The sequence below is a fragment of the Prosthecobacter vanneervenii genome, from assembly GCF_014203095.1.
GTDB classification, from domain to species: domain Bacteria; phylum Verrucomicrobiota; class Verrucomicrobiia; order Verrucomicrobiales; family Verrucomicrobiaceae; genus Prosthecobacter; species Prosthecobacter vanneervenii.
Map to the genome: position 1 here is coordinate 176,192 of NZ_JACHIG010000002.1, position 26,676 is coordinate 202,867.

21 protein-coding genes are annotated in these 26,676 nt (G+C 58.8%); 15 read left to right on the top strand and 6 right to left on the bottom strand.

All coding sequences use genetic code 11. The annotated features are described in order from the left end of the window. Positions 1-65: 65 nt before the first annotated feature. Positions 66-1,193, bottom strand: a complete 1,128-nt coding sequence (locus HNQ65_RS06010; RefSeq protein WP_184338591.1) for a Gfo/Idh/MocA family protein — start codon at positions 1,191-1,193, stop codon at positions 66-68. A gap of 137 nt (positions 1,194-1,330) precedes the next feature. On the opposite strand from HNQ65_RS06010, the gene queA reads away from it, so the two are divergent. Further along, on the top strand, positions 1,331-2,311 hold the full coding sequence (gene queA / locus HNQ65_RS06015) for a tRNA preQ1(34) S-adenosylmethionine ribosyltransferase-isomerase QueA (RefSeq protein ID WP_184338592.1): 981 nt from the start codon (positions 1,331-1,333) through the stop codon (positions 2,309-2,311). Positions 2,312-2,347: 36 nt separating this feature from the next. Here the strand turns inward: queA and HNQ65_RS06020 are convergent, their stop codons facing one another. Continuing rightward, on the bottom strand, positions 2,348-4,534 hold the full coding sequence (locus HNQ65_RS06020) for an AMP-binding protein (RefSeq protein ID WP_184338593.1): 2,187 nt from the start codon (positions 4,532-4,534) through the stop codon (positions 2,348-2,350). Between the two features lie 185 nt (positions 4,535-4,719). Here HNQ65_RS06020 and HNQ65_RS06025 point away from each other — a divergent pair, with 185 nt between their 5' ends. The 4 genes from HNQ65_RS06025 to HNQ65_RS06040 all read left to right on the top strand — a co-directional run bounded on the left by HNQ65_RS06025 (position 4,720) and on the right by HNQ65_RS06040 (position 10,417). Further along, on the top strand, positions 4,720-5,964 hold the full coding sequence (locus tag HNQ65_RS06025; protein ID WP_184338594.1) for a class I SAM-dependent rRNA methyltransferase: 1,245 nt from the start codon (positions 4,720-4,722) through the stop codon (positions 5,962-5,964). A 79-nt stretch (positions 5,965-6,043) separates the two neighbouring features. Beyond that, positions 6,044-7,885, top strand: a complete 1,842-nt coding sequence (locus HNQ65_RS06030; RefSeq protein ID WP_184338595.1) for a GreA/GreB family elongation factor — start codon at positions 6,044-6,046, stop codon at positions 7,883-7,885. Between the two features lie 461 nt (positions 7,886-8,346). Next, positions 8,347-9,438, top strand: coding sequence for a hypothetical protein (locus HNQ65_RS06035; RefSeq protein ID WP_184338596.1), 1,092 nt, complete (start codon positions 8,347-8,349; stop codon positions 9,436-9,438). A 91-nt stretch (positions 9,439-9,529) separates the two neighbouring features. Further along, positions 9,530-10,417 (top strand): sugar phosphate isomerase/epimerase family protein, encoded by an 888-nt coding sequence (locus HNQ65_RS06040; protein WP_184338597.1) that lies wholly within the window; start codon positions 9,530-9,532, stop codon positions 10,415-10,417. 372 nt (positions 10,418-10,789) lie between these two features. On the opposite strand, the gene HNQ65_RS06045 is transcribed toward HNQ65_RS06040, so the two are convergent. Beyond that, positions 10,790-11,467, bottom strand: coding sequence for a response regulator (locus HNQ65_RS06045; RefSeq protein WP_281382072.1), 678 nt, complete (start codon positions 11,465-11,467; stop codon positions 10,790-10,792). 683 nt (positions 11,468-12,150) lie between these two features. On the opposite strand from HNQ65_RS06045, the gene HNQ65_RS06050 reads away from it, so the two are divergent. The 5 genes from HNQ65_RS06050 to HNQ65_RS06070 all read left to right on the top strand — a co-directional run bounded on the left by HNQ65_RS06050 (position 12,151) and on the right by HNQ65_RS06070 (position 20,137). Further along, positions 12,151-12,771 (top strand): LuxR C-terminal-related transcriptional regulator, encoded by a 621-nt coding sequence (locus HNQ65_RS06050; protein ID WP_184338599.1) that lies wholly within the window; start codon positions 12,151-12,153, stop codon positions 12,769-12,771. Between the two features lie 731 nt (positions 12,772-13,502). Continuing rightward, entirely contained in the window at positions 13,503-14,231 is a 729-nt protein-coding gene (locus HNQ65_RS06055; RefSeq protein ID WP_184338600.1) for a choice-of-anchor E domain-containing protein, read from the top strand. 77 nt (positions 14,232-14,308) lie between these two features. Then, positions 14,309-15,850, top strand: coding sequence for an exosortase U (xrtU, locus tag HNQ65_RS06060; protein ID WP_184338601.1), 1,542 nt, complete (start codon positions 14,309-14,311; stop codon positions 15,848-15,850). After that, positions 15,847-17,322 carry a tetratricopeptide repeat protein gene (locus HNQ65_RS06065; RefSeq protein ID WP_184338602.1) on the top strand — a complete coding sequence of 492 codons (1,476 nt, stop codon included), beginning with the start codon at positions 15,847-15,849 and terminating at the stop codon, positions 17,320-17,322. Before xrtU ends, HNQ65_RS06065 begins: the two co-directional genes overlap by 4 nt. Positions 17,323-17,545: 223 nt before the next feature. Then, a complete protein-coding gene (locus tag HNQ65_RS06070; RefSeq protein WP_184338603.1) occupies positions 17,546-20,137 on the top strand; it encodes a DNA topoisomerase III in 2,592 nt (863 codons plus the stop codon). A gap of 79 nt (positions 20,138-20,216) precedes the next feature. Here HNQ65_RS06070 and HNQ65_RS06075 read toward each other — a convergent pair whose 3' ends face one another. Genes HNQ65_RS06075 through HNQ65_RS06085 form a run of 3 tightly spaced genes read right to left on the bottom strand, consistent with a single transcriptional unit; the run spans position 20,217 to position 22,532 of the window. Further along, positions 20,217-20,639 carry an acyl-CoA thioesterase gene (locus HNQ65_RS06075; RefSeq protein WP_221306053.1) on the bottom strand — a complete coding sequence of 141 codons (423 nt, stop codon included), beginning with the start codon at positions 20,637-20,639 and terminating at the stop codon, positions 20,217-20,219. A gap of 4 nt (positions 20,640-20,643) precedes the next feature. After that, entirely contained in the window at positions 20,644-21,882 is a 1,239-nt protein-coding gene (locus tag HNQ65_RS06080; RefSeq protein WP_184338604.1) for a 4-hydroxy-3-methylbut-2-enyl diphosphate reductase, read from the bottom strand. Positions 21,883-21,905: 23 nt separating this feature from the next. Beyond that, a complete protein-coding gene (locus HNQ65_RS06085) occupies positions 21,906-22,532 on the bottom strand; it encodes a L,D-transpeptidase (RefSeq protein ID WP_184338605.1) in 627 nt (208 codons plus the stop codon). A 112-nt stretch (positions 22,533-22,644) separates the two neighbouring features. Here HNQ65_RS06085 and HNQ65_RS06090 point away from each other — a divergent pair, with 112 nt between their 5' ends. The 5 genes from HNQ65_RS06090 (at position 22,645) to gspG (ending at position 26,672) form a co-directional block, all read left to right on the top strand. Continuing rightward, the gene (locus tag HNQ65_RS06090) at positions 22,645-24,342 is read left to right on the top strand and encodes a GspE/PulE family protein (protein ID WP_184338606.1); all 1,698 of its coding nucleotides are present in this window, start codon (positions 22,645-22,647) and stop codon (positions 24,340-24,342) included. A gap of 35 nt (positions 24,343-24,377) precedes the next feature. Further along, on the top strand, positions 24,378-24,632 hold the full coding sequence (locus HNQ65_RS06095; protein ID WP_184338607.1) for an addiction module protein: 255 nt from the start codon (positions 24,378-24,380) through the stop codon (positions 24,630-24,632). After that, positions 24,616-24,915 (top strand): type II toxin-antitoxin system RelE/ParE family toxin, encoded by a 300-nt coding sequence (locus tag HNQ65_RS06100; protein ID WP_184338608.1) that lies wholly within the window; start codon positions 24,616-24,618, stop codon positions 24,913-24,915. Before HNQ65_RS06095 ends, HNQ65_RS06100 begins: the two co-directional genes overlap by 17 nt. 9 nt (positions 24,916-24,924) lie before the next feature. After that, complete coding sequence (locus tag HNQ65_RS06105) at positions 24,925-26,154, top strand: type II secretion system F family protein (protein ID WP_184338609.1); 1,230 nt, start codon at positions 24,925-24,927, stop codon at positions 26,152-26,154. Positions 26,155-26,219: 65 nt separating this feature from the next. Beyond that, positions 26,220-26,672: a type II secretion system major pseudopilin GspG gene (gene gspG, locus HNQ65_RS06110; RefSeq protein ID WP_184338610.1), complete on the top strand. Its 453-nt coding sequence runs from the start codon at positions 26,220-26,222 to the stop codon at positions 26,670-26,672. Positions 26,673-26,676 lie beyond the last annotated feature (4 nt).

The window sequence follows — 26,676 nt, forward strand, 5'->3', positions numbered from 1 at the left end:
CCCGGAACGATGACCTAGCGTAGCGTGGGCCATCCCACCCGCAAGCCGGGCGCTCTACAGCCTTCTCACTTCAGCGTGAAGGTCGGCAGTTTCACGATCTTGCCGCCGGCCATGGCGGACTGGTGGGCACAGAGGCCCACGCAAGTCCAGTTAGCGGACTGGGTGGCGTTCGGGAAGGGCTGGCGCTTTTCAGCGAGAGCACTGGCAAATTCATGAGCTAGATGCGGATGGCTGCCGCCGTGGCCGCTGCCTTGCGTGAAGCTGAGATGCGTTTTCTTGCCGAGATCGTAAACGCCTTTGGTGGTGAAGCGCTGGATGGGCTTGGGCAGGCGCTTGGCAAAGTCGGGAGCTTTTACCAGCTTGGGGATCTTATGCTCTGGCAACTTGGCGCGGTGCATGATGAGCGGCTCATGCTCGATGAGCGGCCACTCGATGGAGACTTTGTCGCCATAGACATCAATGCTCTCGCGGTACTGGCGGGCGGTGTCAAACAGGCTGCGGATGATCCGGGCGTTCACATCGGTGCCTTTGAATTTGATGTGAGCGGTCTCGACAGCGAAGGGAGAGCCATAGCACTTTTGCAGCTCCTTGCGCACGGTGCCGGAGCCAAAGCAGCTCACATATTCGGCGGGTTTGCCGATGAGGCCTGCTACAGGGCCGACGCAGTGAGTGGCGTACCACATGGGCGGGAGGCCCGGCCAGTAGTTGGGCCAGCCGTCCATGTCCTGCTGGTGGGAGGCCTGGACGAACTGCAGCTTGCCCAGCGTGCCTTTGTCCAGCTGCTCCTTCATGTAGAGGTACTCTCGGGCATAGACGACGGTCTCCATCATCATGTAGCTGAGGCCGGTTTTTTTGACGAGATCGCAGATCTTTTTGCAGTCCTCGATGTTGGTGGCCATGGGTACAGTGCAAGCCACGTGCTTGCCGGCTTTGAGCGCGGCGATACTCATCCAGCCGTGATCAGGAATCGGCGAGTTGATGTGCACGGCATCGATGTTCGGATCTTTGAGCATCGACTTGAAGTCCGTGTAGCGCACGTCCACGTCAAAGGCATCGCCGATGGTGTTGAGCTTCTTTTCATCGCGCTGGCAGATGGCGTAGCAGGTGGTCAGCGGGTGGCGCTGCCAGATGGGGATGAACTCCGCCCCGAATCCGAGGCCGACGACGGCGATGTTGAGCTTTTTGGCTGGCATGGTGGTTGAGGTGTGAACGCGGGCTTTATAGGCGGGGGCGGCGGGAAATGGGAAGGACAAAGTTTGGGAGAAATCGGACAGGCACGGCAAAGTTTCAGGTTTCAGGTTCAAAGTTTCAAGTTAGTGAGTCACACTCCATGCTTACCTCCGACTTCGACTACAACCTGCCACCCGAACTCATTGCCAGCGAGCCGCTGGCGGAAAGGTCAGCGTCTCGCATGATGGTAGTGCACCGGAAGGAGGGGCACATCGAACACCGGATGTTCCGTGACGTGGGGCAGTTCATCTCTCGGGAGGCGGGAGACCTGCTGGTGCTAAATGACACGCGCGTGGTTCCGGCGCGCTACTTTACCGACAAAGGCTACGAGGTACTGCGCGTGCAGATGCTCACACCAACGCGCTGGCGCTGCATGGTCAGGCCGGGAAAGAAATTCCGCGTGGGCCACACCTTCTCCATCGGCGAGGCAACGGGCACGGTGGTGGAGATCGCGGAAGAAAACGGCGACCGTATTATCGAGTTTGACCGTGTGGTGGATGAGTCAAAGCACGGCCACCTGGCACTGCCGCATTACATGGGGCGCGAGGACCAGCCTGCGGACCGCGAGCGCTACCAGACGGTGTTTGCGCGCAGCGAAGGCTCCATCGCCGCACCCACGGCCGGATTACACTTCACGCCGGAGGTGCTCAATCCCCTGCCCCACACCTTTGTCACGCTGCATGTGGGCGTGGGCACCTTCCAGCCCGTGAAGGTCGAAAACATCGCCGAGCACAAGATGCACTCGGAGGTCTATGAAGTTTCAGAAGCCACCGCGCAGGCCGTTCAAAAAGCAAAGCGTGTCATCCCCGTGGGCACCACCGCCATGCGCACGCTTGAGACCGTGGCGCGCGATCACGGAAAAGTCGTCGCAGCTCAGGGCAGCACAGACATTTTCATTCACCCAGGTTTTGAGTTTCGTGTAGCGGGCGGCCTGCTGACAAACTTCCACCTGCCCAAGTCCACGCTCATCATGCTGGTCAGCGCTCTCGCTGGAAGAGAGCTAATCCTGGAGGCGTACGCCGAGGCGATCCGGGAGAAGTACCGCTTCTTCAGCTACGGGGATTGCATGATGATTGTGTGAGGCAAATTGTCCAGTTGCGGCGCAACTGGCCTACTTTCACGCTCCCGCCTTCGCGATCTTCTCGCAGTTTTGCACGTCCAGCTTGCCAGATGCCAGCACGGGGATGTCACTCACTCGGATCATCTTCTTCGGAATCCACAGAGGCGGCATGCCTTTGTCGAGCAGGCGGTAACGGAGGTCGAGGATCTCTTGATGCTCGGGGCCGCCGGGCATGCTGGTGAGGAGGATGAGGGCCTCACCCTTCTCAATGTCCGGCACGCCGACGACGGCGATCTTTCGCACGGTTTCACTTTCGAGTCCCATGGCTTTAACCAGGGCTTCTTCGACAGTTTCGTGCGGCACCATCTCTCCGGCGATCTTGGAGAAGCGGCTGAGACGGCCTTCGATGTAGAGAAAGCCGTCGAGGTCCACGCGTCCGATGTCTCCGGTGCGGAACCAGCCGTTCTGCAGCACCTCGGCACTGCGCTTGGCATCGTTGAGGTAGCCTTCAAACACGTTGGCCCCCTTGAACCAGATCATGCCGCTCTGATGCAGGGGAACCGGGGCGTTGGTTTCGGGATTGGTGATGCGCACGGCCATACCGGGCAGCACATGGCCCACGGAGCCTTGGCGGTGGCTCGGCAGCCAGGAGTAGCCAGCCTCCTCGTCTCCGAGCGGTGCAGGATCGGGCAGGTTGATGTTGAAGGCGGGGGAGGTCTCAGTGAGGCCGTAACCTTCCAGCACGGACTTGCCAAAGCGGGCCTCGAAGGCATCCGCCACGGTGCTGGGCAGTTTTTCCGCGCCGGTGACGCAGTACTTGATCGAGGCGAGCGACTCACGGTTCACACCGCGCAGGTAGCTGCGCAGGAAGGTGGGCGTGGAGATCATGAGCGTGATGCGGTACTTCTCGATGAGCTGCGCGAGCTTCTTCACCTCCATAGGTGAAGGATAGGTGACGAGGTGCAGCCCGTAGATGATGGGGAACCAGAGCGTGACGGTGCAGCCAAAGCTATGGAAGAGCGGCAGGCAGCCGAGGATGCTGTCATTGGTCTGCATGCCGAGACGGCTGCCAAACTGGGTGACGTTGGCAATGATATTCCGGTGCGTGAGGGCCACGCCCTTGGGCTCGCCGGAGCTGCCACTCGTAAAGAGCAGCAGCGCCTCTTTGCGCCCGCCCTTGCGGGAGATGCCCAGCACAGCCGCGAGAATGGGCGCTGGCAGCACCTTGCTAAGCAGCAACCATTTGGCGATGGATGCCTTCATCTTGGGCAGGATGCGCTCGATAAGGATGAGCTGCTTGCTGGGCGGCCAGGGGAAGCTCTGCATCTTGCGCACGAAGATGTCGGCGGTGAGGAAGCGGTCGATGTCGCCACGGCGGATGGCGCTTTCGATGGAGGCACGCCCGGCGGTGAAGTTGAGGTTCACCGGGATCTTGCCCGCGAGGACCACGGCCACATTGCAAATGAGGCCGCCGAGCCCTGGAGGCAGGATGATGCCCACGCGCTGCTTCTGGGTCTCGCGCTTGATCACCTGGGCGAGTGCGAGCGCGGTGGCGAAGACTTTGTCAAAGCGCAGGATCTTCTCATCCTTGCCATCAACGACGCTGTTGCGAGTGCCGTGTTTTTTAAAACCGTGAATCAGGGCATAGCCCAGGCTCATGTCCAGCGTGGGAGACTCACCAAAGCTCTCCTCCGCGAGCATGAGGAGGGATTCCTGATAGCTGGCGAGGTTCACTTCGGAGCCTTGGAGCAGCTTGCCAAAATTGAAGATGACCTCAGCGTCGGAGTAGCGACGTTCGATAGGCAGGGCGGTGTCCTGGCGGCTGTGCACGTAGAGAGGCAGTACTGGGATCTCCCCTTTGAGGAGAAACTCCAGCTTGGTGCCCGGCACAGTGGTCATGGGCGCGGAGATGGTGGCCGCCTCGGCAGGCAGATAGATGATGACAGCCCCCCCTTTTGCGGCATCTGCCAGAGCCTGGCGATAGGCTGGCACAGCGGTCTCCCCGATCGCAAACTCCAATGCGTGGACGTTTTCGCGCTCCAGATGCACGCGCAGCAGCGGATGCAGAGCAGCGCCTTTCTTGACGACATAGACCACCGGGCGGCCCTCCAGCACGAGTTCCAGACGCAGGAGGTCAAAGTAGCCCAGCTTGCTGGGCAGGATCATGAACCCACCTCCGGAGGGCAGGTTTTCTTTGCCGAGGATGGTCAGGTCTTTGAGGGTGACGGGCTTTTCGGAGGCCATGGTGAGTACAGCGCTAGGGATGCGCCCCACCTAAGCGGGAAGCAACGCGCATGCCAGCGGGAAAAGGGGCGGTGGGGGAGTTTGCCGTTGTTTGCGATTGTTGGCAATGGTTTGCAGTTGTTGTGGGGGGCTGGCTGTGGAATGAGGTTCTGGCAAACCACTGCAAACAACCGTCAACTTCTGTCATGCCCCCTCCCCCGCGTCATCCCCGCCGTGATTCAGCCGCCAGTTCCTCCCCGCCTCCGGGCAGCGAGAACTGGCTGCGGCCCTGGGCACAGATGAAGTATTTTTCCTTCCACCCGGCGGTCTACCCCAACATGATTCGGGCCACCTCCCCAGACGCGGGAGCGGGAGATCTGGTGAATGTCTATGACAAGGAAGGGCAGCTCTTTGGCAGCGGCTTTTACAATCCCAAAGCGCACGTTCCGCTTCGCGTGCTGCAGCATGGTGAAAACGTGCTGACCGAGGACGCGCTGGACGCCCGCCTGGACGCCGCGCTGGACTTGCGCCTGAAGATGCTGCGCCTGCCGGACACAACCGACGCATGGCGTGTAATCTCCTCCGACGGTGATGGCCTCAGCGGCCTCGTGGTGGACCGCTATGCAGATGTGCTTTCCATCGAAGTCACCTCGCTAGGCGTGTGGCGCCGCCTGCGCCGCTGGCTGCCCAAGCTGCATGCGGCGCTGGGCACCAAGCAGCACGTCATTGACGTGGACGCAGACATCGCCCGCATCGAAGGCATGCGCCGGGCGGACGTGCCTGAGATGGACGACCCCGCTCCACGCAGTGTGCGCGTGCGCGAGCACGGCGTGCGCTATCAGGTGAATTTTGAAGACGGGCACAAGACGGGATTTTTCTGCGACCAGCGGGAGAACCGCCTAAAATTCGGCCAACTGACGCGCGGACGCCGTGTGCTGGACCTATGCAGTTACACGGGAGGTTTTGCCCTCAGCGCACGGATGGCCGGTTGCGAGGACGTCACCGGCGTGGACTTGGACGAAAAGGCCATCGCCCAGGCCAAAAAAAACGCGGACCTGAACCAGGTGCGCATCGACTGGGTGCACGGAGACACCTTCACCTGGGGCCGCCAGATGCAGCAGAACGGCAAGCAGTGGGACGCCGTGGTGCTGGACCCGCCGAAGCTCATCTTCTCCCGCGATGCGGAGGAAGGCCAGCTGGGCCGCAACAAGTACTACGACATGAACGCCGTGGCCCTGGGCCTGCTGGAGCGCGGCGGGCTGTTTGTGACCTGCTCGTGCTCCGGGCTGCTGGATGTGGCGGAGTTTGAAGACATCGTGATGCGTGCCGCGCACCGCAACAAGCGCCGCCTCCAGATCCTGGACCGCACCGGCGCAGGCGCGGACCATCCGGTGATGTCCAACTGTCCGGAAAGCCGCTACCTCAAGGTGCTGTGGTGTCTTGCGTGGTGATGACCACCCTCTGACAAGAAGAGAATCCGTCACAGGTTTCCTTTGCCTCCACTCCCCGTCTGTTTACTTTGGATGCCTCATGAATCCAGAGGTGCAAAACATTGTGGCCGCAGGCAAGCTTTCTGCAGCCGACGGCGAAAAACTTTCGAAACTCGAACCCGGGACCTTCTGTGTCCATAAAAGCTGGGGCGTAGGCAAAATCGCTGAATGGGACCTGCTGGGCGACCGCCTGCTGATCGACTTTGAGGGCAAGCCCGGGCATCCACTGAAACTAGCCTTTGCCATCAACTCCCTGGAAATCCTGCCGGCGGATCACCTGCTGTCCCGCCGTCTGGCAGATCTGGACGCCCTGAAGCAAATGGCTGCAGACAACGCCCCCGCACTGGTGGAGCTGGCGCTGAAGAGCAGCGGCAACACCCTGCATCTCGACGATCTGGAAAAGCTGCTCAAGGGCCGCATCATCCCCGACGCTGACTACAAGAAGTGGTGGGAAGGCGCCAAGCGCGCACTGAAGACGCACCGCCACATCGTGGTGCCCGCCAAGCGCACGGAGAAGCTTGTGCTGCGAGACCAGGCTGAAAACGCCGGAACCCAGATGGTGAAGTCCTTCCTGGCCGCACGCGATCTCAAGAGCAAGCTGGCCACCCTGGCGAGCATCCAGAAGGATCTGGACCTCTTCACTGATGCAAAGGCCGAACTGGTGCCCGTTTTTCAGGACATCTCCGACTCTGCGCGCAAAAGCGTGAAACTGAACCTCAAGGAGTGCCTGCAACTGCTGCTGGCGCGCGATGAGCTGATCGACACCCTGGGCACCACGGCCCCAATGGGCTCCATGAAGATCTCCGACCTGATCTGCGAGACGAAAGATGTGCTGGCGGACGCCATCAAGAGTCTGGCTTCCAGCGCTCTGGGCCGTATCTACCGCGCCTTCCCCGAGGCCTTCCCAAACCGAGCTTGGGTGTCTGAGATTCTCCACCACCTGACCAAGACCGGCGGCCGCGCCGTGGCGGAGATCGCCGTGGTGCTGGATGCCAATGACGAGCGCGATGTGCTGGCTGAGGCGCTGAAAAAATCCCTGCGCAACCGCATGCTCTCCTCCGACCTACTTATCTGGATGGCACGCGAGCGCAAAGGTCTGGCGGAATCCGTTTTCGACATCGATCTGGGCCACGCCATCCTCGGTGTGATCGAGAGCGACCACATGGAAGGTGGCCCGAAACGCACCGGCCGCCTGCAGGATCTCCTCTCCGACGACAAAACATTGCTGGGAGAAATGGTGGCTGAAGCCGACGACGAAGATGTGCGCCTGCTGGCCAAGCGCCTGATCAACGGCTCCCTCTTTGACGAACTGACACGCCGCTCCCTGATGGCGCGCATCATCAAGGCACGCCCTGAGATGGAGCAGATGATGGACGACAACTCCGCCGCAGTGAAGAATGACGCCCTGATCGCCTCCTGGGAGAGCCTGGAGAAGAAAAAGTTGGAGCTGGAAGACCTCGTCAATGTCAAGATCCCAGAGAACAAGCGCGAGATCCAGATCGCACGCGATGAGGGCGACTTGCGCGAAAACGGCGGCTACAAAGCGGCGCGCGACCAGCAGTCCGTTCTTCTGCGCATGCAGGCCAAGCTGGAACGTGAACTGCGCCACGCGCGTGGCACAGACTTTGCCAACGTTTCCACGGATAAAGTGGGCATCGGCACCATTGTGGACCTGGAAGACGTGCCCTCTGGTGAGAAGGAAACCTTCACCATCCTGGGCGCTTGGGACGGAGATCTGGAGAAGAATATCATCAGCTATCTCTCTGAATCTGCCAAAGCCCTGATCGGCAAAGCCGTAGGAGACGAAGTGGAACTCCCCACTGACAGTCATCATGTAAGCCGCAAGGCTAAAGTGACAGCAATCCGCGCCTTTAAAGTGTAAGCGGCAAGCCTATTTTTCAGCTTCAAATCACGAAAATCTCCGCTCTGGCGGAGATTTTTTTGCACCCCAGCATTCAGCATGATTTTTTCGAAATCTGCTGCACGTATGGATCGTCCATGCCTGATCTCCCCCTCAACCATGGGGATCGGCTAAATGAGCTACGCGAGTAGCATCTGCTCCATGCACGCCCCTGCCACATGTCCCTAGTTTCCCTCTCAGCCAGTCAAACCCAAAGCCTGCGAGAGTACATCTTTACAAGCCGTTCGCGCAGCACCCTTTTGCTGATGAAAGTCATCGCTGGCATGTGCCTCATGCCTGCCGCAGGAGTTGGCCAGAGCATACTGTCACAGAAATCCAGCGTCATTCTCAGTCAGCCAGCAAGCACGATTTTGAGCCAGGCTGAAGCAGCCCCCCCTTCCCTCCCGGGAGTCTTCGAGGCCCAGCCAGGCCCATGGGGACGCATGAAATGCGCCTATGTCTATCTGGAGGCGCCAGCCAGCCTTGTGGAGGAGTTTCCACTGCCCAGCCCGGTAACGCGATGGACCTTTCCAGCCTCAGCAGTCATCAGTCTGCCGATGCTGTTTTCCAAGGCCGGCCTCTCTCAGTCACTGGTGGAGACACTGCTAGCCCCCAAGCACCTGGTCAAAGACGGCCCGAATGTGCATGTGATGCCACCGCTCAACGAGGTGGAGGCCATGTCCGCAGAATCTCGTGCCATCATCTACGCTGAGCTGGCCAAATATCCGGAAAACGAATACTACGCCGACCCCGTGCTGATCATCGGCGCCAGCATTGATGAATGGTACAAGGGCAGCAAGCTGCGCATGGAAATCGTCAACAAGATCAAGCAGATGAGCTACATGCGCGGAGAAGCCGTGGCCTTCAGCGACATCTCTGTACTTCTAAACTACGCCCAGTCAGACTCCGAGGCGCGGGCCATTTTCAAGGCCTGCACCCGCACGCGCAACCTGATGATCCGCCTCATCCTGGACAAAACAGCCAATGCCGAGGAGATCCTCAAGTATTGGAGTTTTGGCCCGGGCATACGCCGTAAAGACCTCGAACCGCTGGTGCGCTCCGTCATCGAGTTGGATGGCGAGGACGAACTGGGCCTGGTGCATGTGCTGCCCGCCCTGCCCCGCAAACTGCTCTACACCTACCCTGGCCTTGATATGGCCAAACACGGCATGCTGCCAGACTGCCACTGGACCTCGCTGAACTTTTTCAACTTTGAGCCGCACGAGTACCTGCTAGACGCACGTCTGGCTACCAGCCAGGTTCTGGAGCAGTTTGTGCCAGTGGACCCGCCTTATCAGTTTGCGGATGTCCTCTTCTTTTTGGACAACAACACAGGAGACGCCTTCCACTCCTGCGTGCATCTGGCGGACAACATCGTGTACACCAAGAACGGGCGCAATGTGCTTTCCCCCTGGGTCATCATGAAGCTGGATGACGTCAAAAAGATCTATCTCTACAAGGGCAACGGCCGAGTTCAGGGTTTCCGTCGCAAGGACATCGCGGCAGAGAAGAAGGCATCGCAGGAAGCTCCTTAAAGGAGAGAGGCACCCAGCATTTGGCTCTGTTTCAAATGGTGGCTGCAATGTGCGGGCTGTGGCAGGCGTTAAACCACGCACTACTCTCACCATGTCCTCCCGCCGCCATTTCATCCACACCGTGCTCGGCACCAGCGCCGCAGCCGCCTTTGCAGCAGACTCCAAGCTTAGCTACAAAGGAGAGAACATCCAATTTGGCCTCGTGACGTACATGTGGGGCGCAGACTGGGACCTGCCCACGCTGCTGAAAAACTGCGAAACTGCGCAGGTGCTCGGCGTGGAGCTGCGCATCGACCATGCACACAAGGTCAGCCCTAGCCTCACGCCCGAACAGCGCGCAGCGGTGCGCAAACAGTTTGAGGACTCTCCCGTGGACCTCCTCGGCATGGGCACCAATTATGAATTTCACTCCCCCAATGTGGAAGAGGTGAAGAAGAATATCGAAGGAGCCAAGCAATACATCAAACTCTGCCACGATCTGGGGGGCACCGGTGTGAAGGTGAAGCCTAATGCCCTGCCGAAGGACGTACCAGCGGAGAAAACGCTGACTCAGATCGGCAAGGCGCTGGCGGAGCTGGGAGACTATGCGCTGGGCTTTGGCCAGGAGATTCGTCTGGAGGTACATGGCAAGGACACCTCCGAACTGCCCAACATCAAGACCATCATGGACGCCGCCAACCGCGACAACGTACGCGTCTGCTGGAATTCCAACGATACCGACCTCAATGGCGCAGGACTGGAGGCTAACTTTGCCCTCGTTAAGGACCACCTCGGCCACACCACGCACATCCGTGGTGTAAACCAGAGCAGCTACCCGCTCGACAAGCTGGCCAAACTTCTGGTGGAGGCCGACTATGAAGGCCATGTCTGCCTGGAAGCCCACAAGCTACCCTCTGGAGACCGAGTGGCAGCCTTGGCGGAACAGCGCGAGCTTTTCATGAATTTGGTGACGGAAGCACGTAAAAGCGCCAAGGACTAATCCCATGCACACCTCTAAGCGTTTCTAAAGACAGGGTGTGTCATCACACACCATCACTGAGAGAGCCAGGTGGCACACTGTGAGCATTCCACTTTGACCATTGTATTCTGGAAACACGCGACAGACGCTTGCAACTTTGGGAACATTCCGCCCCGTTGCCAGTTGAAGCGGTGCATCGCCTTCGTCGCAAACGCTGCCTCCCTGCTCATAGATTAACGCACTTGCTTCGAAGGCATTCCACATAACCTTACCTGACATTCACCCTTCACAGCACCAACAAATGACCGCGAATCCACACGAAGCAGCTGGTCAGATACCGGTATCGTGTCAATTAGCGGTCACAGCTCTGGCGTTGAGCTCATCGCTAAAGCGTTACGCCGCTTGAAAAGTCTGGGCTCCACCAGCCAGGAGGCCGTGCTCCACACAATAGCGGGCGATTTTGGCCCCGGAGTCGATGCCGGTCTTCTTCCAGATGTTGTGCTTGTGAACAGAAACCGTCTTGGCCGAGAGGCTTAGATCCAAGGAGATGGCTTTCAGACTCTTTCCATGCGCCAGTTGCAGGAAGATTTCAAACTCGCGACTGCTCAACACCTTGTGCAGTTCCTTGCCGCCGGTCGGCAGTCTCACGGCATTTTCTGCGAAGGACTGCGCCACGCTGCGGGAGAGGTATTTTTTGCCACGCAGGGCGTAATTGATAGCGGTGACGATCTCCCCTGGAGGAGAATCTTTGGCCACATACCCGCAGGCACCTGCCTTCAAAGCACGCTCGATCCACAACGCCTGGATGTGCATGCTGACGACGATACAGGCCGGAGAAGGCATGGCGGCGGCAAAGTCTGCCAGCAGAGTCAGACCGGAACAGTCAGTCATTTCGAGGTCGATTAGGACGACATCGACGGCCTGCCTTGATGATAACTCACGCGCTTTTTCAGCACTTGTAGCGATCAGGATTTCATAGTCTTTGAACATCAGGCGCAGATACTGGCCTAGCGTCTCAGCGAACATGGCATGGTCATCAACGAGCAAGATTTTTTTAGATGCGGGAGTCATTGTTGTTGAATGAGTTAGAGCACAAAGCGCTCTGTTATATGTGGGGTAAAAGCAGCCTGTCTGACTGCTATGACAATCCAAATTTATATGGAAAATCTCATATGGCGTCTAAATTAAGTTTTAATTATTTAGACGGAAACGTAACAAAACTTAAGGACACGCTTAAGGTCATCTGTTCCTTGTCTGAGGCACTCTTCCTGAGGCTCGTCTCAGGCTCCTCTCACCCAAGATTTAGCGCCTTCCGCCCACCATCTTGAGCCGTCTTGTGAAACGAGTGATATGCAAATAGCGTGCCACTGTGACATAAGCCGCTGCTTAGCCCATTCCAAGAATGGGCTTTAATGACCTTCAGCGCTTGTTTCCGATAATATTCAGAAATTCTATTCTCTTTGTTTTCAATCTTTAACAGCTTCGCGCTCTTAAGGACCGGATTCGAAAAGAACGTGTTAATATTTTTCTCCCCCCCGGCAGACTGCGATTCATTTACGGAGATATGAATAGTCAGCCCCTTTTACTGTAAAAACTACAAATTTTAAATCAGCTGACAAATTTTGATCGCCTTCACACTGCAATCGTTCGTTTTCTAATCTAGCCATCTTTCCGCACACACCCCTTCCACTAGACCGCTCTGAACTGCCTTCAGGCTCCGCCGGTCCCACCTGTTACCTGATATGCCCACTTGTGTGTTGTTTCACCCCAGCGAATTCACCCGTTCCAGCTGGAAGCTCCTGCTCAAGAAGATACTCCCTGGGTGCAAAGCGATCGAGACCTCATCTGTGGAAGAAGTACGCCATGCGGTGGAATCCGTGCAGGTGGACGCCTTGATGATGGAATTCCACCCGCGAGACGTGGAGCACGGCATCGATACCCTGAAAGCAGTAATTTCCATAACAGGCGGAAAGCGCGTCATGCTCATCTGCGGACCACCTGCACCCGTGACCACGAGGACCGCCATGCAAGCGGGAGCCAGTGTCTTTTTAGGATGCAACGAATCTGTGGAAGAGCTTAAGCGCGCCCTGAGCGCCGCGCTAGAATGCGTACCCTACATGTCTAGTGAACTGGCCTCTGCCCTGGCCCGCTCAGTAGGCCCAATCAACGCCCCGCAGGAAGAAGAGGAGTCATCACAGTACGCTCTCTCCGTTCGTGAGGAGGAGGTGCTAGAGTTGCTGGTCTCTGGCATGCGGCCCAGCCAGGTAGCCAGCCGCCTTGGCCTGAGCATGAAGACCATTTCGAGCCACAAGCGCAACGCTTTGGGCAAGCTGGGGGTTTCCAATATCTTGGAAGCAGTGCGTATCTGGGTGTGACCTGCATGCCTACGGGTTCTGCGGATGCCGCAGGCCCACCATGACTTTTCACGCCCATCCCCCTGCAAGCCAGCAGGAAGCTTTGCTTTCATGCCCATTCGTCAAAGGCTGCTCGTGAGTGCAAATCCTTCGCCGCCCTAGGAAATGATGCAGCATTCCAAAGGTGCCTGCATTGGCAAAAGCTAAGTCGCCCGCTGACTTGTTTGCGCCCGCTCAAGCAGGCTGCCATATTTAAACTATTTCATAGCCGATGAGAGCTGCAGCGGGTCACGGATTCCAAGAGAAATACTTAGCTCTATCAGAAAAATGCCGCGTCGATTTTTTGCCGATTTGGATTCTGCAAGGTCTCTAGTGTTGGTGGGACGTCAGGGAATCCATGAGCCATATTCACGTGCTCTCTAAAATGCTATCAAGAAAAGCTGAATACTGAAGCGCATGCGCGCTAAACATTGAATTCAATAAATCAGCCATTCCTTTAACAAACAACAAAGGTCTGGCTCACTTTATTCAGCCTGAAACGATCCCTTTATGAATAGTTGGATGGTTCCAAACCATCGAAAAGCATACCTGAAAGAGCACATTAAAACACGACATAATGAATTGATAACAAGCGATCTGTTTGAATCTTTTTTAACACCACTTACACATAAAAAAAGAAGCCACCCCTCATAAGGATTCACTTACCAAAGGTCATTTGTCTCCATCCTCTTTACCCTGACAGTATGGCTGCTATGAAAATAATCTCTTCTCTAGCCGCACTCATTCTAGCAACAGCTCTTAACAGCCATGCTAGCGTCATCACCCAAACGGTGGACTTTGGCACCATCAACAGTAGCCAGCAGTTCTACTTCAACCAGTTCAACACGTCCCTTGGCAACCTGACCAATGTGACCTTGGACTGGACAGTCAACTCCTCCATCAACTCGTTCACTTTGACCAACAAAAACACCGGAACGGTGACGCTCAAAAGCCTCTCCTTTACCGCATCGGTGCAAGGCTTTGTGCCATCCGTTGGCGACGCGGGCGATCAAGTTCTGTCAGGGTTTTCCAATGGCTCCAAGACCAACATCAACCAAACCCTCGCGAAAGACGCCTCCTACAGCACGACAAATGTCCTGCTGTCACCCACCATCTACCAGACTGACAGCTACGTAAGCGGCGACGCCAACTTCAATTCATTCAAAGGTACAGGCCAAGTTCCTCTTTACCTTTCGAGTGCATTTGGTGCTACTGTCACAGCTACCGGTGCCGGGTCCAATCCGACCTGGCTGACCAGCATGACGGGCAGCACCACGGGCAACCTGGTGGTGACCTACACCTATGATGCGGCCCCTCCCCCTGTCGCCCCTGTGCCTGAGCCGCCTGCGGTCATTCTTGGCTTTGGAGGCATCTTGGGCATGGCTGGCATCGCCTTCCTGCGCCGCTCCAAGCAACCTGCCGAAGAACAGGCTGCGGCATGATGCAGGCTGAACGGATCTTTTCTTAACCTTCACCCCTGGCTCTCTTGAACACTCGGAATTCAACAACAAACAGTTCTATGTGGCTGCTTTCGGCTGCATCTATCGTCTGTCTGTCTTTTGCTCTTCAGGAGATCTGGGTTCGTCATCCGGCCAGTCATTTCTTTCCGCTGCCTATGGTGGCGTGGATCTGGCTGGCCAGACGAGACGGCGTATTCCGCGCCGTCTCGTCTCCTCAAAATACGTCAGCCTTTAAATGGCTGACAGCTAGCCACTTGCTGCTGGCACTGGCTGCTTTTGTACTTGTCTCTCCTTTCCTGGCAGGAGTAGCCTTTGTGCTTGCCTCCACAGCGCTGGCCGCAGCCAAAGGTAGAACCTCCCTGAATGAGGCACCTGCGTGGTCTTTGCCGGTGCTTTCGCTCTTTTTCATTCCTACGCCTCTCATGCTGGATCAGCATCTGCACCAGGTGCTGGCGGGGCAAGCTGCACGCCTCAGCCAGGTGTGGCTGGACGCGATGAACGTGCTGCATGCCGTGCAGGGCACTATCGTTGCCACAGCGCAGAAACGCTTCTTTGTGGACGATGCCTGCAGTGGCACCAACACCCTTCTCGTGGCCGTTTGCATGGCGGTCATCCTCAGCTGCTTCAACCGCCGCTCATTTCTACACGTCGGCACCCTCATGCTCAGCGCAGCCCTCATCTCAGTGACCTCTAATGTGCTGCGCATCTGCGTCGTGATCGGCGGCCTCCACTACTGGGGCATGGAGCTCGACCAAGGGGCTGCACACGAGGCTGTGGGACTGGTCTTTTTCATTGTGGATCTGCTCATGGTATGGAGCGCCGACCACGGCATCCATTTCATCCTCAACAGCGCCCCTGGCAGGTTTGTTCAATCTCGTGAGCAGCCGAGGCAGATACCAGCCGCCAGCATGGGCCCGCTCGGTGGCTTCAGCGTGGCTGTGGCCGTTGTGGGCGCAGGCCTGCTGCTGGGTCCTGAAATTTTGGCCCTCACCCGCCCTGCTCAAACCGCACCGACACCTGCGATCTCTGAGAATGACGAGTTCCAGATGCCACACACGCTGGCCGGCTGGGTGCGCGAAGGGGACAAGCCCGTGGAGAACGCCATGATCGGCAAGCTCGGCGTGCGCAATCAAGTCTGGCTCTACCGCAAAGATGGCAGAGAGGCTTATGTTGCGGTCAATTTCCCATTCCTCGGCTTCCACGACACCCGCCTCTGCTACACCGGCCAGGGCTGGCAGTTCCAGCGTCAAGTGGATGGTGCCCTGCCCGGCGACAAGCAAAACACCGTGCGCTTTCTGGAAATGAATCAGCCAACGGAGATGGCACGCGCCAACCTCTGGCTGAGCGTGCTGGATCAGAACGGCATCCCGCAGACGTTTCATTCCGAAAAGCCAGCGAACCGGATCGCCGACCGCCTGATCTCCCGCTGGACGGCTCCCAAACCCGTCTCAAACACGTACGTGCTCCAAGTGATGTCATTGGACGCGGAGGCAGACGACCATGGCCAGGATGCCTTGACTGAGCTTCTCAGTGACGCCCGCAAAATCCTTGCTCAAACCCTCGTCAATCAAAGCACACTCGCAGGAAAGGAAAGCGAATGACCGGAGAATTTCTAGACCACACCCGACACCGTATCGACTACATGCTGGATGAGCGCCGCCCGAAGGACGCCATGCTGGGACTGCCGGCATTTTTTGCGCTGCTCGTGCTCATCTTCATGGTGATCAATTCCCGCACGGACGACAGCCTCGAAAACATTAGCAAACTTGAACGCGAGGCGCAAAGCCAGCTGGACCAGGGGCACTTTGCCGAAGCCCGCCTGGCCGCCATGCGTGTGATGCAGGATGGCAAGATCAACTCCAAGGCCATCGTCATCGAAGCCAAGGCGCTCAGTGGCATGAGGAGGGAGGGAGACGCTTTGCGCCTGCTTTCCCGCATCGCCCCGCTCACCCGCCCTGGCTATGCCCCTGCCCATGTCCTGCAGGCCGTCATCATCCTTGGCCAGAGGAATCCGAACGTGGCCCTGGCCCAGGAACATATCAATAACGCCATCAACAGCGATCCTGCCAACCAAGACGCCCGGGAACTGGCTGCGCGGCTCGCCGCAGGGCAGCAGCGATGGAAGCTGGCGCTCCAGCACCTGGATAAGATGGAGCTGGAGAAGCGTCCCGACATTATGCTCATGAAGGCCACCGCCCTGCAGTACACTGGCCAGGAAGACGCCTCCATCGAGCTCGCTGCGAAGGCTGAAAAAGCACTTCGCGCCATGGCCAAAAAGGTCACGGCCAGCGGGCATGAAGTGCGTTTCTCCATCGCTGTGTGCCTCAGCCTGCAACGCCGTTTTGACGAAGCGGTGCAGTGGATCACCAGCACCACCAAAGGCTCCCCCTCCAAAGAGGAGCGCCAGCTCATCGGCGGCATCTACCTTTCTTGGAGCCGTCACCTGAAGGACCAGCCCACCTATGACCGCACGCTGGTGCTGAAACTGCTGGAGCAAGGCATCCACGCCAGCCCTGAGAGCCAGGATCTGATCATGGCCTTCCTCGGCGACTGCGAAGAGCTGACCAGCGCTCCGGAAGAACGCCAGCGCTACGTTGAGCGCATCCTGGGCAATGGCGGCATCTCAAACTCCTTCCTCCATTATTATCTGGGTGTGATGGACTGGAAACAAGGCCGCCGCGAATCGGCCAAGTCTCATTTTGAACTGGCCAGCTCCCTGAATCCTGGATTCAAGGTCATCAGTAACAACCTCGCCATGGCCATAGCCTCGGTCTCCACTGACAAGGCCGAGCTGGAAAAGGCCCTGGCTATCATCAACGAACTAGTGCAGAAAGAACCTGAAAACCCCTTCTTCCTGGACACCCGAGGCCACATTTACGCCAAGATGGGCCAGCTCAAGGAAGCGGTGCGCGACATCGAGCGCAGCCTGCCAAACGCCCGCGACAAGAACTCCGCGCATGCCCTGCTGGCAGAGCTCTATCAGCAACTGAACATGCCGGAACTGGCCGCCAAGCACCGCTCTGCTTCCTTGATGCACATGGCCTCGACGGAAGATGCTCCTGCGACACGCTAATTCCGACAGCGAACTCCTCCGCCACAAAAAACCGCAGTTTCAGGGCTGCGGTTTTTTGTTTTCAGCACGCGTTATTGACAGACTCTGGGTGCATCCTGATGAACGATCTGGCACGTTGTCTGTGTAGCAACATTCCGGTTCTAAAGAGCACCAACCTTGACAGCCGGGGGTAAAGCATGCCCTAAGTAGGCCCCTTTTTCCGTTTCATTCTGTTCATACGCACATGCCCAAAGCCCTGATCATTGCCGAAAAGCCCAGCGTGGCAGCCGATCTTGCCCGCGCTCTAGCCAAAGCCCCCGGCATGACGCCATTCGCCAAAGAGAAGGACTGGTACGAAAACGAAACCCACGTCATCTCCTCCGCCGTTGGCCACCTGCTGGAGCTGGGCATGCCCATGGTCAACGGCAAGAAAATCGGCTGGGGCTTCACCAGCCTGCCGATCATGCCGGAGAAGTTTGAGCTCAATCCCATCGAGAGCAGCGAGGACCGCTATAAACTCCTGACCCGCCTGCTCAAGCGCAAGGACATAGACACCGTCATCAATGCATGCGACGCCGGCCGTGAGGGGGAACTGATCTTCCGCTACATCATGGATGCCAGCGGCTGCAAAAAGCCCGTGCAGCGTCTCTGGATGCAGTCCATGACCCAAGGTGCCATCCTCGATGCGTACAAAAACCTGCGCACCGACGAGCAGATGATGCCCCTGGCGGACGCCGCCAAATGCCGCAGCGAAAGCGACTGGCTGGTGGGCATCAACGGCACCCGTGCGCTCACCGCCCTGAACTCCCGCCACGGCGGCTTCCGCCTCACCCCCGTGGGCCGTGTGCAGACCCCCACGCTCTCCGTGCTGGCCCAGCGCGAGCGCGACATCGCCGCCTTTGTGCCGCGCACCTACTTTGAAGCCATTGCCCTGTTTGAAGTGCCCGCCGGCCGTTATGCGGGCCGCTGGATCGACGAGAGCTTCAAGAAGGACGAAACCGACGAGCACAAGAAAGCCGAGCGCATCTGGGACCAGGGCACGGCCCAAGCTATTGCTGACCGCTGCAACGGCAAGCCGGGCGTCATCGAGCAGACCACCAAGCCCGCACGCCAAGCCCCTCCCCTGCTCTACGATCTGACCAGCCTGCAACGCGAGGCCAGCAACCGCTTCGGCTTTTCCGCCCGCCGTACGCTGCAGATCGCGCAGGCGCTGTATGAAAAGTTCAAGGTGCTGACCTATCCTCGTACCGACTCCCGCCACCTGCCTGAAGATTACCTCGGCACCGTGACGGGTACGCTGAAGACCTTTGCCAGCCACGACAGCCGCAAGCAGGACGCCCTGCCGCATGAGCTGGGCACGCACGCCGCCACCGCGCTGGACAACAAGTGGGTGCGCCCGAACAAGCGCATCTTTGACAGCAGCAAAGTCAGCGACCACTTCGCCATCATCCCCACCGGCCAAATTCCGCCGAAGGAGCTGCCCGAGGCCGAGCAGAAGCTCTTCGACATGGTGGCCCGCCGCTTTGTGGCAGTGTTCTTCCCTGCCGCCGAGTTTGAAGTGACCACCCGCATCACCCGCGTGGGTCAGGACGCCTTCCAGAGCAACGGCAAGGTGCTCAAGGAAGCCGGCTGGCTGGCTGTGTATGGCAAGAAAGCCGCCGAAGAAGCCGCCGAGGAAGGCGAGGACTCCGGCAAGCTGCTCGTGGCCGCGAACACTGGCGACAAGGCGCAAACTCTCGATGTCGAGGTGAACGAGCACCAGACCAAGCCGCCGCCCCGCTACACGGAAGCCACCATCCTTTCCATGATGGAAGGCGCCGGCAAGCTGGTGGAAGACGAAGAACTCGCGGAAGCGATGAGCGAGCGAGGCCTGGGCACCCCCGCCACACGCGCCGCCATCATCGAAGGCCTGATCATGGATCGCTACATCGAGCGTGTGCAGCGTGACTTCCATGTGACCGCCAAAGGGCTGGCACTGATTGATCAGATCAGCGCCATCGGCATTGATGCCCTGCGTTCTCCGGAAATGACCGGCCAGTGGGAATACAAGCTGCGCCAGATGGAGCAGCGCCAGCTGGACCGTGAAAAGTTCATGCGGGAGATCCGCAGCCTGACCAAGGACGTGGTGGAAAAGACCAAGGCCTACTCCAAGGCGGCCAAGGACAAGGTCTTCCCCGACTTCCCCGCCACCTGCGGCACCTGTGGCAGCAAGGAAGGCTACAAGCAGACCGAGGAATTTTACGGCTGCAAAAACCCCAAGTGCAAGGTGCGCGTGTTCAAGACCGTGGCCGGACGCACTCTGACAGACGACGAGATCCGCACGCTCATCGAGCAGCGCTTTGTGGGCCCGCTCGAGGGCTTCCGCAGCAAAAAGGGCAAGGAATTCAGCGCCGGACTCCAGGTCAAGGAGGACATGAAAGTGGCTTTTGTCTTTGGCGACGGCTCCGACCCCGACAGCATCAACTGGGACGAGTGCCCCGTCATCACCGACTGCCCCGTGTGCGCCAAGAAGGGCCGCAAGGGCGAGAAGATCTACGAGACGCCCGACGCCTATCAGTGCAAGGTGAACGCCAACGAGTCCTCCAAGTGCAACGCCCGCCTGCCCAAGAAGCTCTGCCAGAAGGACATCACGCCGGAAAACGCGCGCGAGTTTTTCCACGATGGCAAGACCTCCCTCATCACGGGCATGATCTCCAAGCGCGGCCGCCCCTTCAGCAGCTTCCTCATCTGCACCCCCGGCGAAAAACGCCTTATGAGCTGGGAGTTCCCGCCGCGTGAAACCAAGCCGAAGGCCGAGAAGAAGCCTAAAAAGCCGGCAGGCGTGAGCGGGCGATGATCCATGTGATGCAGGCACTCATACCTGCAAAACGAGAGTCCTAAGCACATTCATTGCGGGCAGGAGTGCCCGCATCGCTTCAAGCCTTCATCAGATGCTCGTACTTTACCTTCCAGTCGTCAGGAAGGCGCACGGGCCTGCCCTCCGGCATCTGCACAAGTGCGAGTGACTGGCGGCAGGTGATGAGCAGGGCGTTGTCCTCAGCGCGGCGCATTTCAAAGGCGCACCAGAAGCGCACGCGCTCCACGCTTTCCAGACGGCCGTGGATGACGAGTTCGTCTCCCAGCTTTCCGGGTTTTTTGTAGTCGATCTCAGTGCGGACCACGACGGGAAAGAGGTGTGTCTGTGCCATCTCGCGCAGTTTCATGCCCATCAGCGCAGCCAGGCGCGTGCGCGCGGTTTCGATCATGCGCAGGTAGGCGATGTTGTGCACCACGCCGCCGCAGTCGGTGTCGAAGAACATGACCTCTTCGCGGGTCTCGATGGTCGGTGTGAGATGCATGGGATCAGGCAAGAGCGGCACGCACGGCGGCCTCGTCAATGCCACGCAGGCCAAACACGCGCAGCACGGTGTCTTCGATCAGATTATTGGGGCAGGACGCACCGGCGGTGATGCCCACCGTTACGGGGCCGTCACTGGCCAGCTTGGCGGAGTAGCTTTCCTTTTCCGCTTTGATGTGGAGGTCAAAATGCACAATCTGCTCCAACGACTTGAGGCAGTCAGCGGTGCGGATGAAGAAGGTCGGCAGCCGCTGCTCGCCGATCTCAACGAGATGGGTGGTGTTGGAACTGTTGTAGCCGCCCACGACCAGCAGCACGTCCAGAGGCTGCTGCAGCAGGCCAAAAAGCGAGTCCTGGCGTTCCTGGGTGGCACCGCAGATGGTGTCAAACACCTGGAAATTGGCACCTCCGCTTTCCGCACCATCGCGGTCCAGCACGGCCTGCTTCAGGCGGCGCTGCACCTCCTCGGTTTCGGATTTGAGCATGGTGGTCTGATTGGCCACGCCGATGCGCTTGAGATGAAGATCAGGATCAAAGCCATCCGAATGAGCGCCGGATGGGAAACGCTTCAGGAAAGCTTCTTTGTCTCCGCCATTGCGGATGTAGTCGCAAACATAATCCACGTCCGCCAAGGTGAGCACCACGAGGTAGTTTCCCATGCCGTCGTCTCCCATGGCGCGGGAAGAGGTGGCGCGGGTCTCCTCATGGCTGGCCTTACCGTGAATGATAGAGGTGAAGCCAGTCTTTGCGTATTGGCGCACACGCTTCCAAACACTCATCACGTCTCCACAGGTGGTGTCCACCACCATGCAGCCGCGGTCAGCGATGAGCTTCATGAGCCGGGTCTCGGCCCCAAAAGCGGGCACTATCACCACATCATCAGGGGTCAGGGTGGCGACGGTGGACTCGTGCTCAGTATTGGGAATGCTGATGACCCCCATCTCCGAGAGTTGTCGGTTTACCTCCTGATTGTGAATGATCTCCCCTAGCAAGAAAACGCGCCTGTCGGCAAAGACTTTGCGTGCAGCGTAGGCCAGGTCGATAGCGCGCTCAACACCGTAGCAGAAGCCGAAATCGCGTGCCAGACGGACAGTGGTATTACCAATCTGGATGACACTACCCTTGGCGCGGAGCTGCTCAACGATCAGGCTTCGATAGTGGGTCTCCACCTCGGCCTGCACACGCTCCATCACCTCCGGAGTGCGAACATTCACACGACGAGCGGCTGGAGCGGGAGTAGGCATGAGATGAGAGGATAAAAGTTAGACTAGAAGCGGAGCTTGCGGCCAGCGGCGGCGTCTTCAAAGAACTCACTGCTCATGAGGTAAGCACGGTTCGGGTTCGGCAGGGGGCCGTCGTCGATCGTGGGGAGTGTCTTGCCGATGGTAGCGTCCTCAGGCTGGGAGGGGGCGATGTTAATCGGGGTGCCCACCTTGGTGAGGGAGAAGAGCTTGCGGGCGGTGTTCATTGGCAGGCGGATGCAGCCGTGGGTGCAGGGATAGGGCTTCACAAAGCCCCAGTGCAGGCCGTAGGCGGGCTTCCACTCCTGCCAGTAGGCCATGGGGTAGCCGGAATCCGGCTCGCTCACGCGACGCTTGCGCGCATCCTTGTAGCCGATGGTGTAGCTGCCCTGACCGGTGGCTCCGTTCACGCCGACAGCGCATGGGGAGGCCAGGAGGACCTTGTTCCCTTCCACGGCATACACGCGGCCCGCGCCGGTGCTGACCTTGATCTTCACATTGCCGGGATTGGTCGGCTGCGTCACGGGCGGGTCAAAATCATGTCCATAATGGCCGGATTTTTTGACAGCGGCGCAGTTGCTCAGAGAGAGGGCGAGCCCCGCAAAGGCAAGCGCCTTCAGGGAACGGCTGAGGGTGGAGTGAGAAGAATTCATGGAGAGTTGGCATGTAGCACACGTTTCCATCTGCTCCACCGTTTTTCTTCCTCTCAACTCCCTTGCAGAGAACGAGAAACTTTGTCCTCCTTGGTGCGTTGTATCGCCGCTCATGCCTTCACCTACTTTGATCGATGTCCTCGTGCGCACGGCCGCCAGCGCCGGGTGCGAGGAACCCACGCGCCTGCGCCACACTCTCGAGCTCGCCTCGGACAACCGCCAGCCGCTCATGGATGCACTGGTGGACAGCAGCATGGTGGATGAGGACCGCTTCTTTGCCCAGCTGGCCACCGGCCTGGGCATGCCCTACTCCGAAGAAGGCGTGGGGGAAGGCGCGGAGGGTCTGCGCAACAACTTCCCCGCCAAGCTGGCGCTGCGCCACCGCATCTGCCCCCTCCAGGTGACGGGGGGAGATGCCACCATCCTGACGTACAACCCCTTTGACCTCAGCGCACGCCAGGCCGTGGGCCAGGAACTGCGCAAGCGCGTGCACTGGCAGATCGCCCCGCGCCACCGCATCCTGGAGGCCCTGCATCAGGGCTACGGGGTCGGCGCTGAGAATTTTGAGGAACTGCTCGAAGGCCGTGAAAGCGGCGATGACCACGACGACCTCAAGCAGGAAACCACCGTGCTGGATGAGGCGGACGAAGAAGCCACCGTGCTCAACTTTGTGAACCAGATCTTCCGCGAGGCACTCAAGGAGCGCGCCACGGACATCCACGTGGAGCCGCTGGAGCGTGATCTGCGCATCCGCTATCGAGTTGATGGCAAACTGCTGGAAGTGCCCGTGCCGCCAAACATGCGGCTGCTGCAGGCATCACTCATCTCCCGCCTCAAGATCATGGCGCATCTGGACATCGCTGAGCGCCGCCTGCCACAGGACGGCCGCATCAACCTGGAGCTGGATGGCGAACCCATCGACGTGCGCGTGGCCACCATTCCCAGCGTCAACGGCGAGTCCGTGGCGCTGCGACTGCTCACCCGCAAGAAATTCGACCTCCAGGCCATCGGTCTGGACCCCGCCACAGAGGCTACCATCCGCAAGCTGCTGGCTGCGCCCAATGGCATCATCCTCGTGACGGGCCCAACAGGCTCAGGAAAGTCGTCCACGCTTTACACCTTCCTTAAAGAGCTCAATACCAAGGATCGCCGTATCGTCACTATCGAAGACCCCGTAGAAAACAAGCTGGATGGCATCATCCAGATCGCAGTGAAGCCGGAGATCGATCTGACCTTTGCCGCCGGCCTGCGCAGCATCCTGCGCGGTGACCCTAACGTGATCATGGTGGGTGAAATGCGCGACCAGGAGACCGTAGAGATCGCCATCCGCGGCGCGCTTACAGGTCACCTGGTCTTCTCCACGCTGCATACCAATGACGCCGTCAGCGGCATCTCCCGTCTCATCGACATGGGCATTGAGCCCTTCATGATCTCCTCCTCCGTACGCGCCTTCCAGGCTCAGCGCCTCGTCCGCACGCTCTGCGGTTTGTGCAAGCAGCCCGCGCACCACGAAGACAGCCACCTGCGCACCATCGGCTTCCCGCTGGAGTGGAAAAACAAGCTCTTCAAACCCGTTGGCTGCCGCGCCTGCCGCAATACCGGCTTCACCGGGCGCCTGGCCATCATGGAGATCTGCCTCATGACCGAGGCCCTTCAGGAGAAGATCAACGTCCGAGCCAACACCATCGAGCTCAAGGCCCAGGCCATCAAAGACGGCATGGTGCCCATGCGCCAGTACGGCTTCCGCAAGGCCTCCGAAGGCGTGACAACGATCGAGGAAGTGATGACCGTCACGGCCGCCACGGAGTAGTGTTGCGCAGCCGTCCCTTGTGAATATCCTACCCCATGACCATCGCCTCCAATCCGCCCATTGAGATTCCGTTGGAACGCATGACCGCCCCCCAGAAGTGGGATCTGTTTCAGGTGCTCTGGGATGACCTCAGAGCCAGTGCGGACGACGAAGCTCTCTCGCCCGAGTGGCATGCAGATGTTTTGCGTGAACGCCTGGAACGCGAGGAGCGGGGCGAGGCCGTCTGGCGCAGCGTGGATGAAACCTTTGATCGCATTCGTGCCCAGATCGCTCATGGTCGTCCGAATTGAGGAAGGAGCAGAACGTGATCTGTTGAGTGGCTTCTGGTTCTATGAGGATCAAGAGCCTGGGATGGGAGACTATTGCCTGACCAAAATCCGCGAAGAGATTTTGGAACTGGCCGGGTGCGGCGGTGTTCATCGCAAACGCCACGGCTTTCATTTCTGCCCTGCACGACGCTTCCCTCATGGCTTTTATTATCAAATCAGCGGCGAGACTGTGAAAGTATACGCCGTTCTCGACTGCCGTCGCAATCCACGCTGGATACGCCGTCGGCTCAAAGATCGCTCCTAACCCCCAAAGATGCCCGCTTTCACCTACACCGCACTCACCGCCACCGGACAGACAGTCTCGGGCTCGATCACGGTCGGCTCGCGCGCGGAGGCGTTTCGAAAGATCGAGGCGCAGTCGCTCACACCAGTGAAGGTCACTCAGGAGGAAAAAGCGGGAGCGGCGAAGACGACGAAGAATGTGGACGAAGGACCGGTAACGATGAAGCGCGCGCAGCTCATCCTTTTCACCGAAGAGCTGGCAGACCTGCTGGATGGCGGACTGCAAATCGACCAGGCCTTCCGCGTCATGCAGGAGCGGCAGGAATCCGGAGCGCTGCGCCGTGTGGCCGCCACCATGCGCAATGAATTGCGCGAGGGCTCCTCCGTAGCCAAGGCGCTGCGCAAGGCCTCCCCCAGCTTTGACGATCTCTACTGCAACCTGGCCGCCGCAGGCGAAGTCAGCGGCTCCCTGCCGAGCATCCTGCGCCGTCTGGCCAACAACCTCGTGGTTATGGCAGACCTGCAGGCCAAGGTGACTCAGGCCATGATCTACCCGGCTTTCCTCATCGGCGCGTGTGTGGTGCTCATGATTGTGTTCATGACCTTCATGGTACCGCAGATCATGGATCTCATGGGCAAGAACGGCCAGAAGCTCCCGGCCGCCACGCAGTTGCTCATCAATTTCAACCACTTCATGGGCGAGTGGTGGTGGGTCATAGGCATTATCATCACCGCCATCGTGCTGACCTTCCGCGGCTACATCTCCAGCCCAGCAGGCCGCATGTGGTGGGATGAGACGAAGCTGAACCTGCCGCTTTTCGGTCCCATCATGAGCATGCGTTTCTACGCACAGTTTGCCCACTCGCTGGGGAACCTCATCATGAACGGCGTACCGCTGCTCAACAGCATACGCCTGGTGTCCAAGATTTCCGCCAATGTCTTCATCCAGTCGCTCCTGGCCAAAGTCACCACCCTCGTCTCCGAAGGTGCTCCACTCTCCAGCACACTGCGCAAGGTGGGCAGCTTCCCCCTGCTGCTGGCAGACATGATCGCCGTGGGCGAACAGACCGGCCAGTTGGGCAAATCCATGGAAAAATGCGCCGCCCGCTACGACAAGGAGCTGGACAAGCGTATCAAACGCATGACCTCGATGATAACGCCCATCATTCTCGTCATCATGGCCGTCATGGTCGGCACCGTGGCCTACTCGATTGTCGCCGCCATCGCCCAGAGCGTCACCGGCATTCGTGGCGGCGGCTAGGGCTGCGCAACCAACCTCATTTCCTTCTGTTCATAAACTCATAAATCCTGTTCAATCGTCCCATCATGAAAATCCGCACACCGCATCATCAGCACCGCTCCACAGCCGCCTTCACGCTCATCGAAATCGTCATCACCCTGACGATCATCGCCATCCTGGCTTCCGGCTCGATCTACCTGCTCAAAGGCCAGATCGACTCTGCCAAGGACACCCGTGTGGACAGCGACATCCAGGCCATCGGTCTGGCGCTGCAGTCCTATGAGTCCCGCGCCCTCCGCATGCCCACCACCGAACAGGGTCTGATGGCGCTGGTGGAAAAGCCCACCATCGAGCCCGTGCCTGAAAACTACCGCCCCTTCATGGAGGAGCTGCCCAAGGACCCTTGGGGCTCCCCTTACAAGTACCGTTTCCCCGCCCAAAAGTCCAAGAAGCCCTACGACCTCTGGACCGCCGGCCCTGATGGCGCAGACGGCACAGACGACGACATCGGCAACTGGAAGAAATCAGCGGCCAAGTAACTAA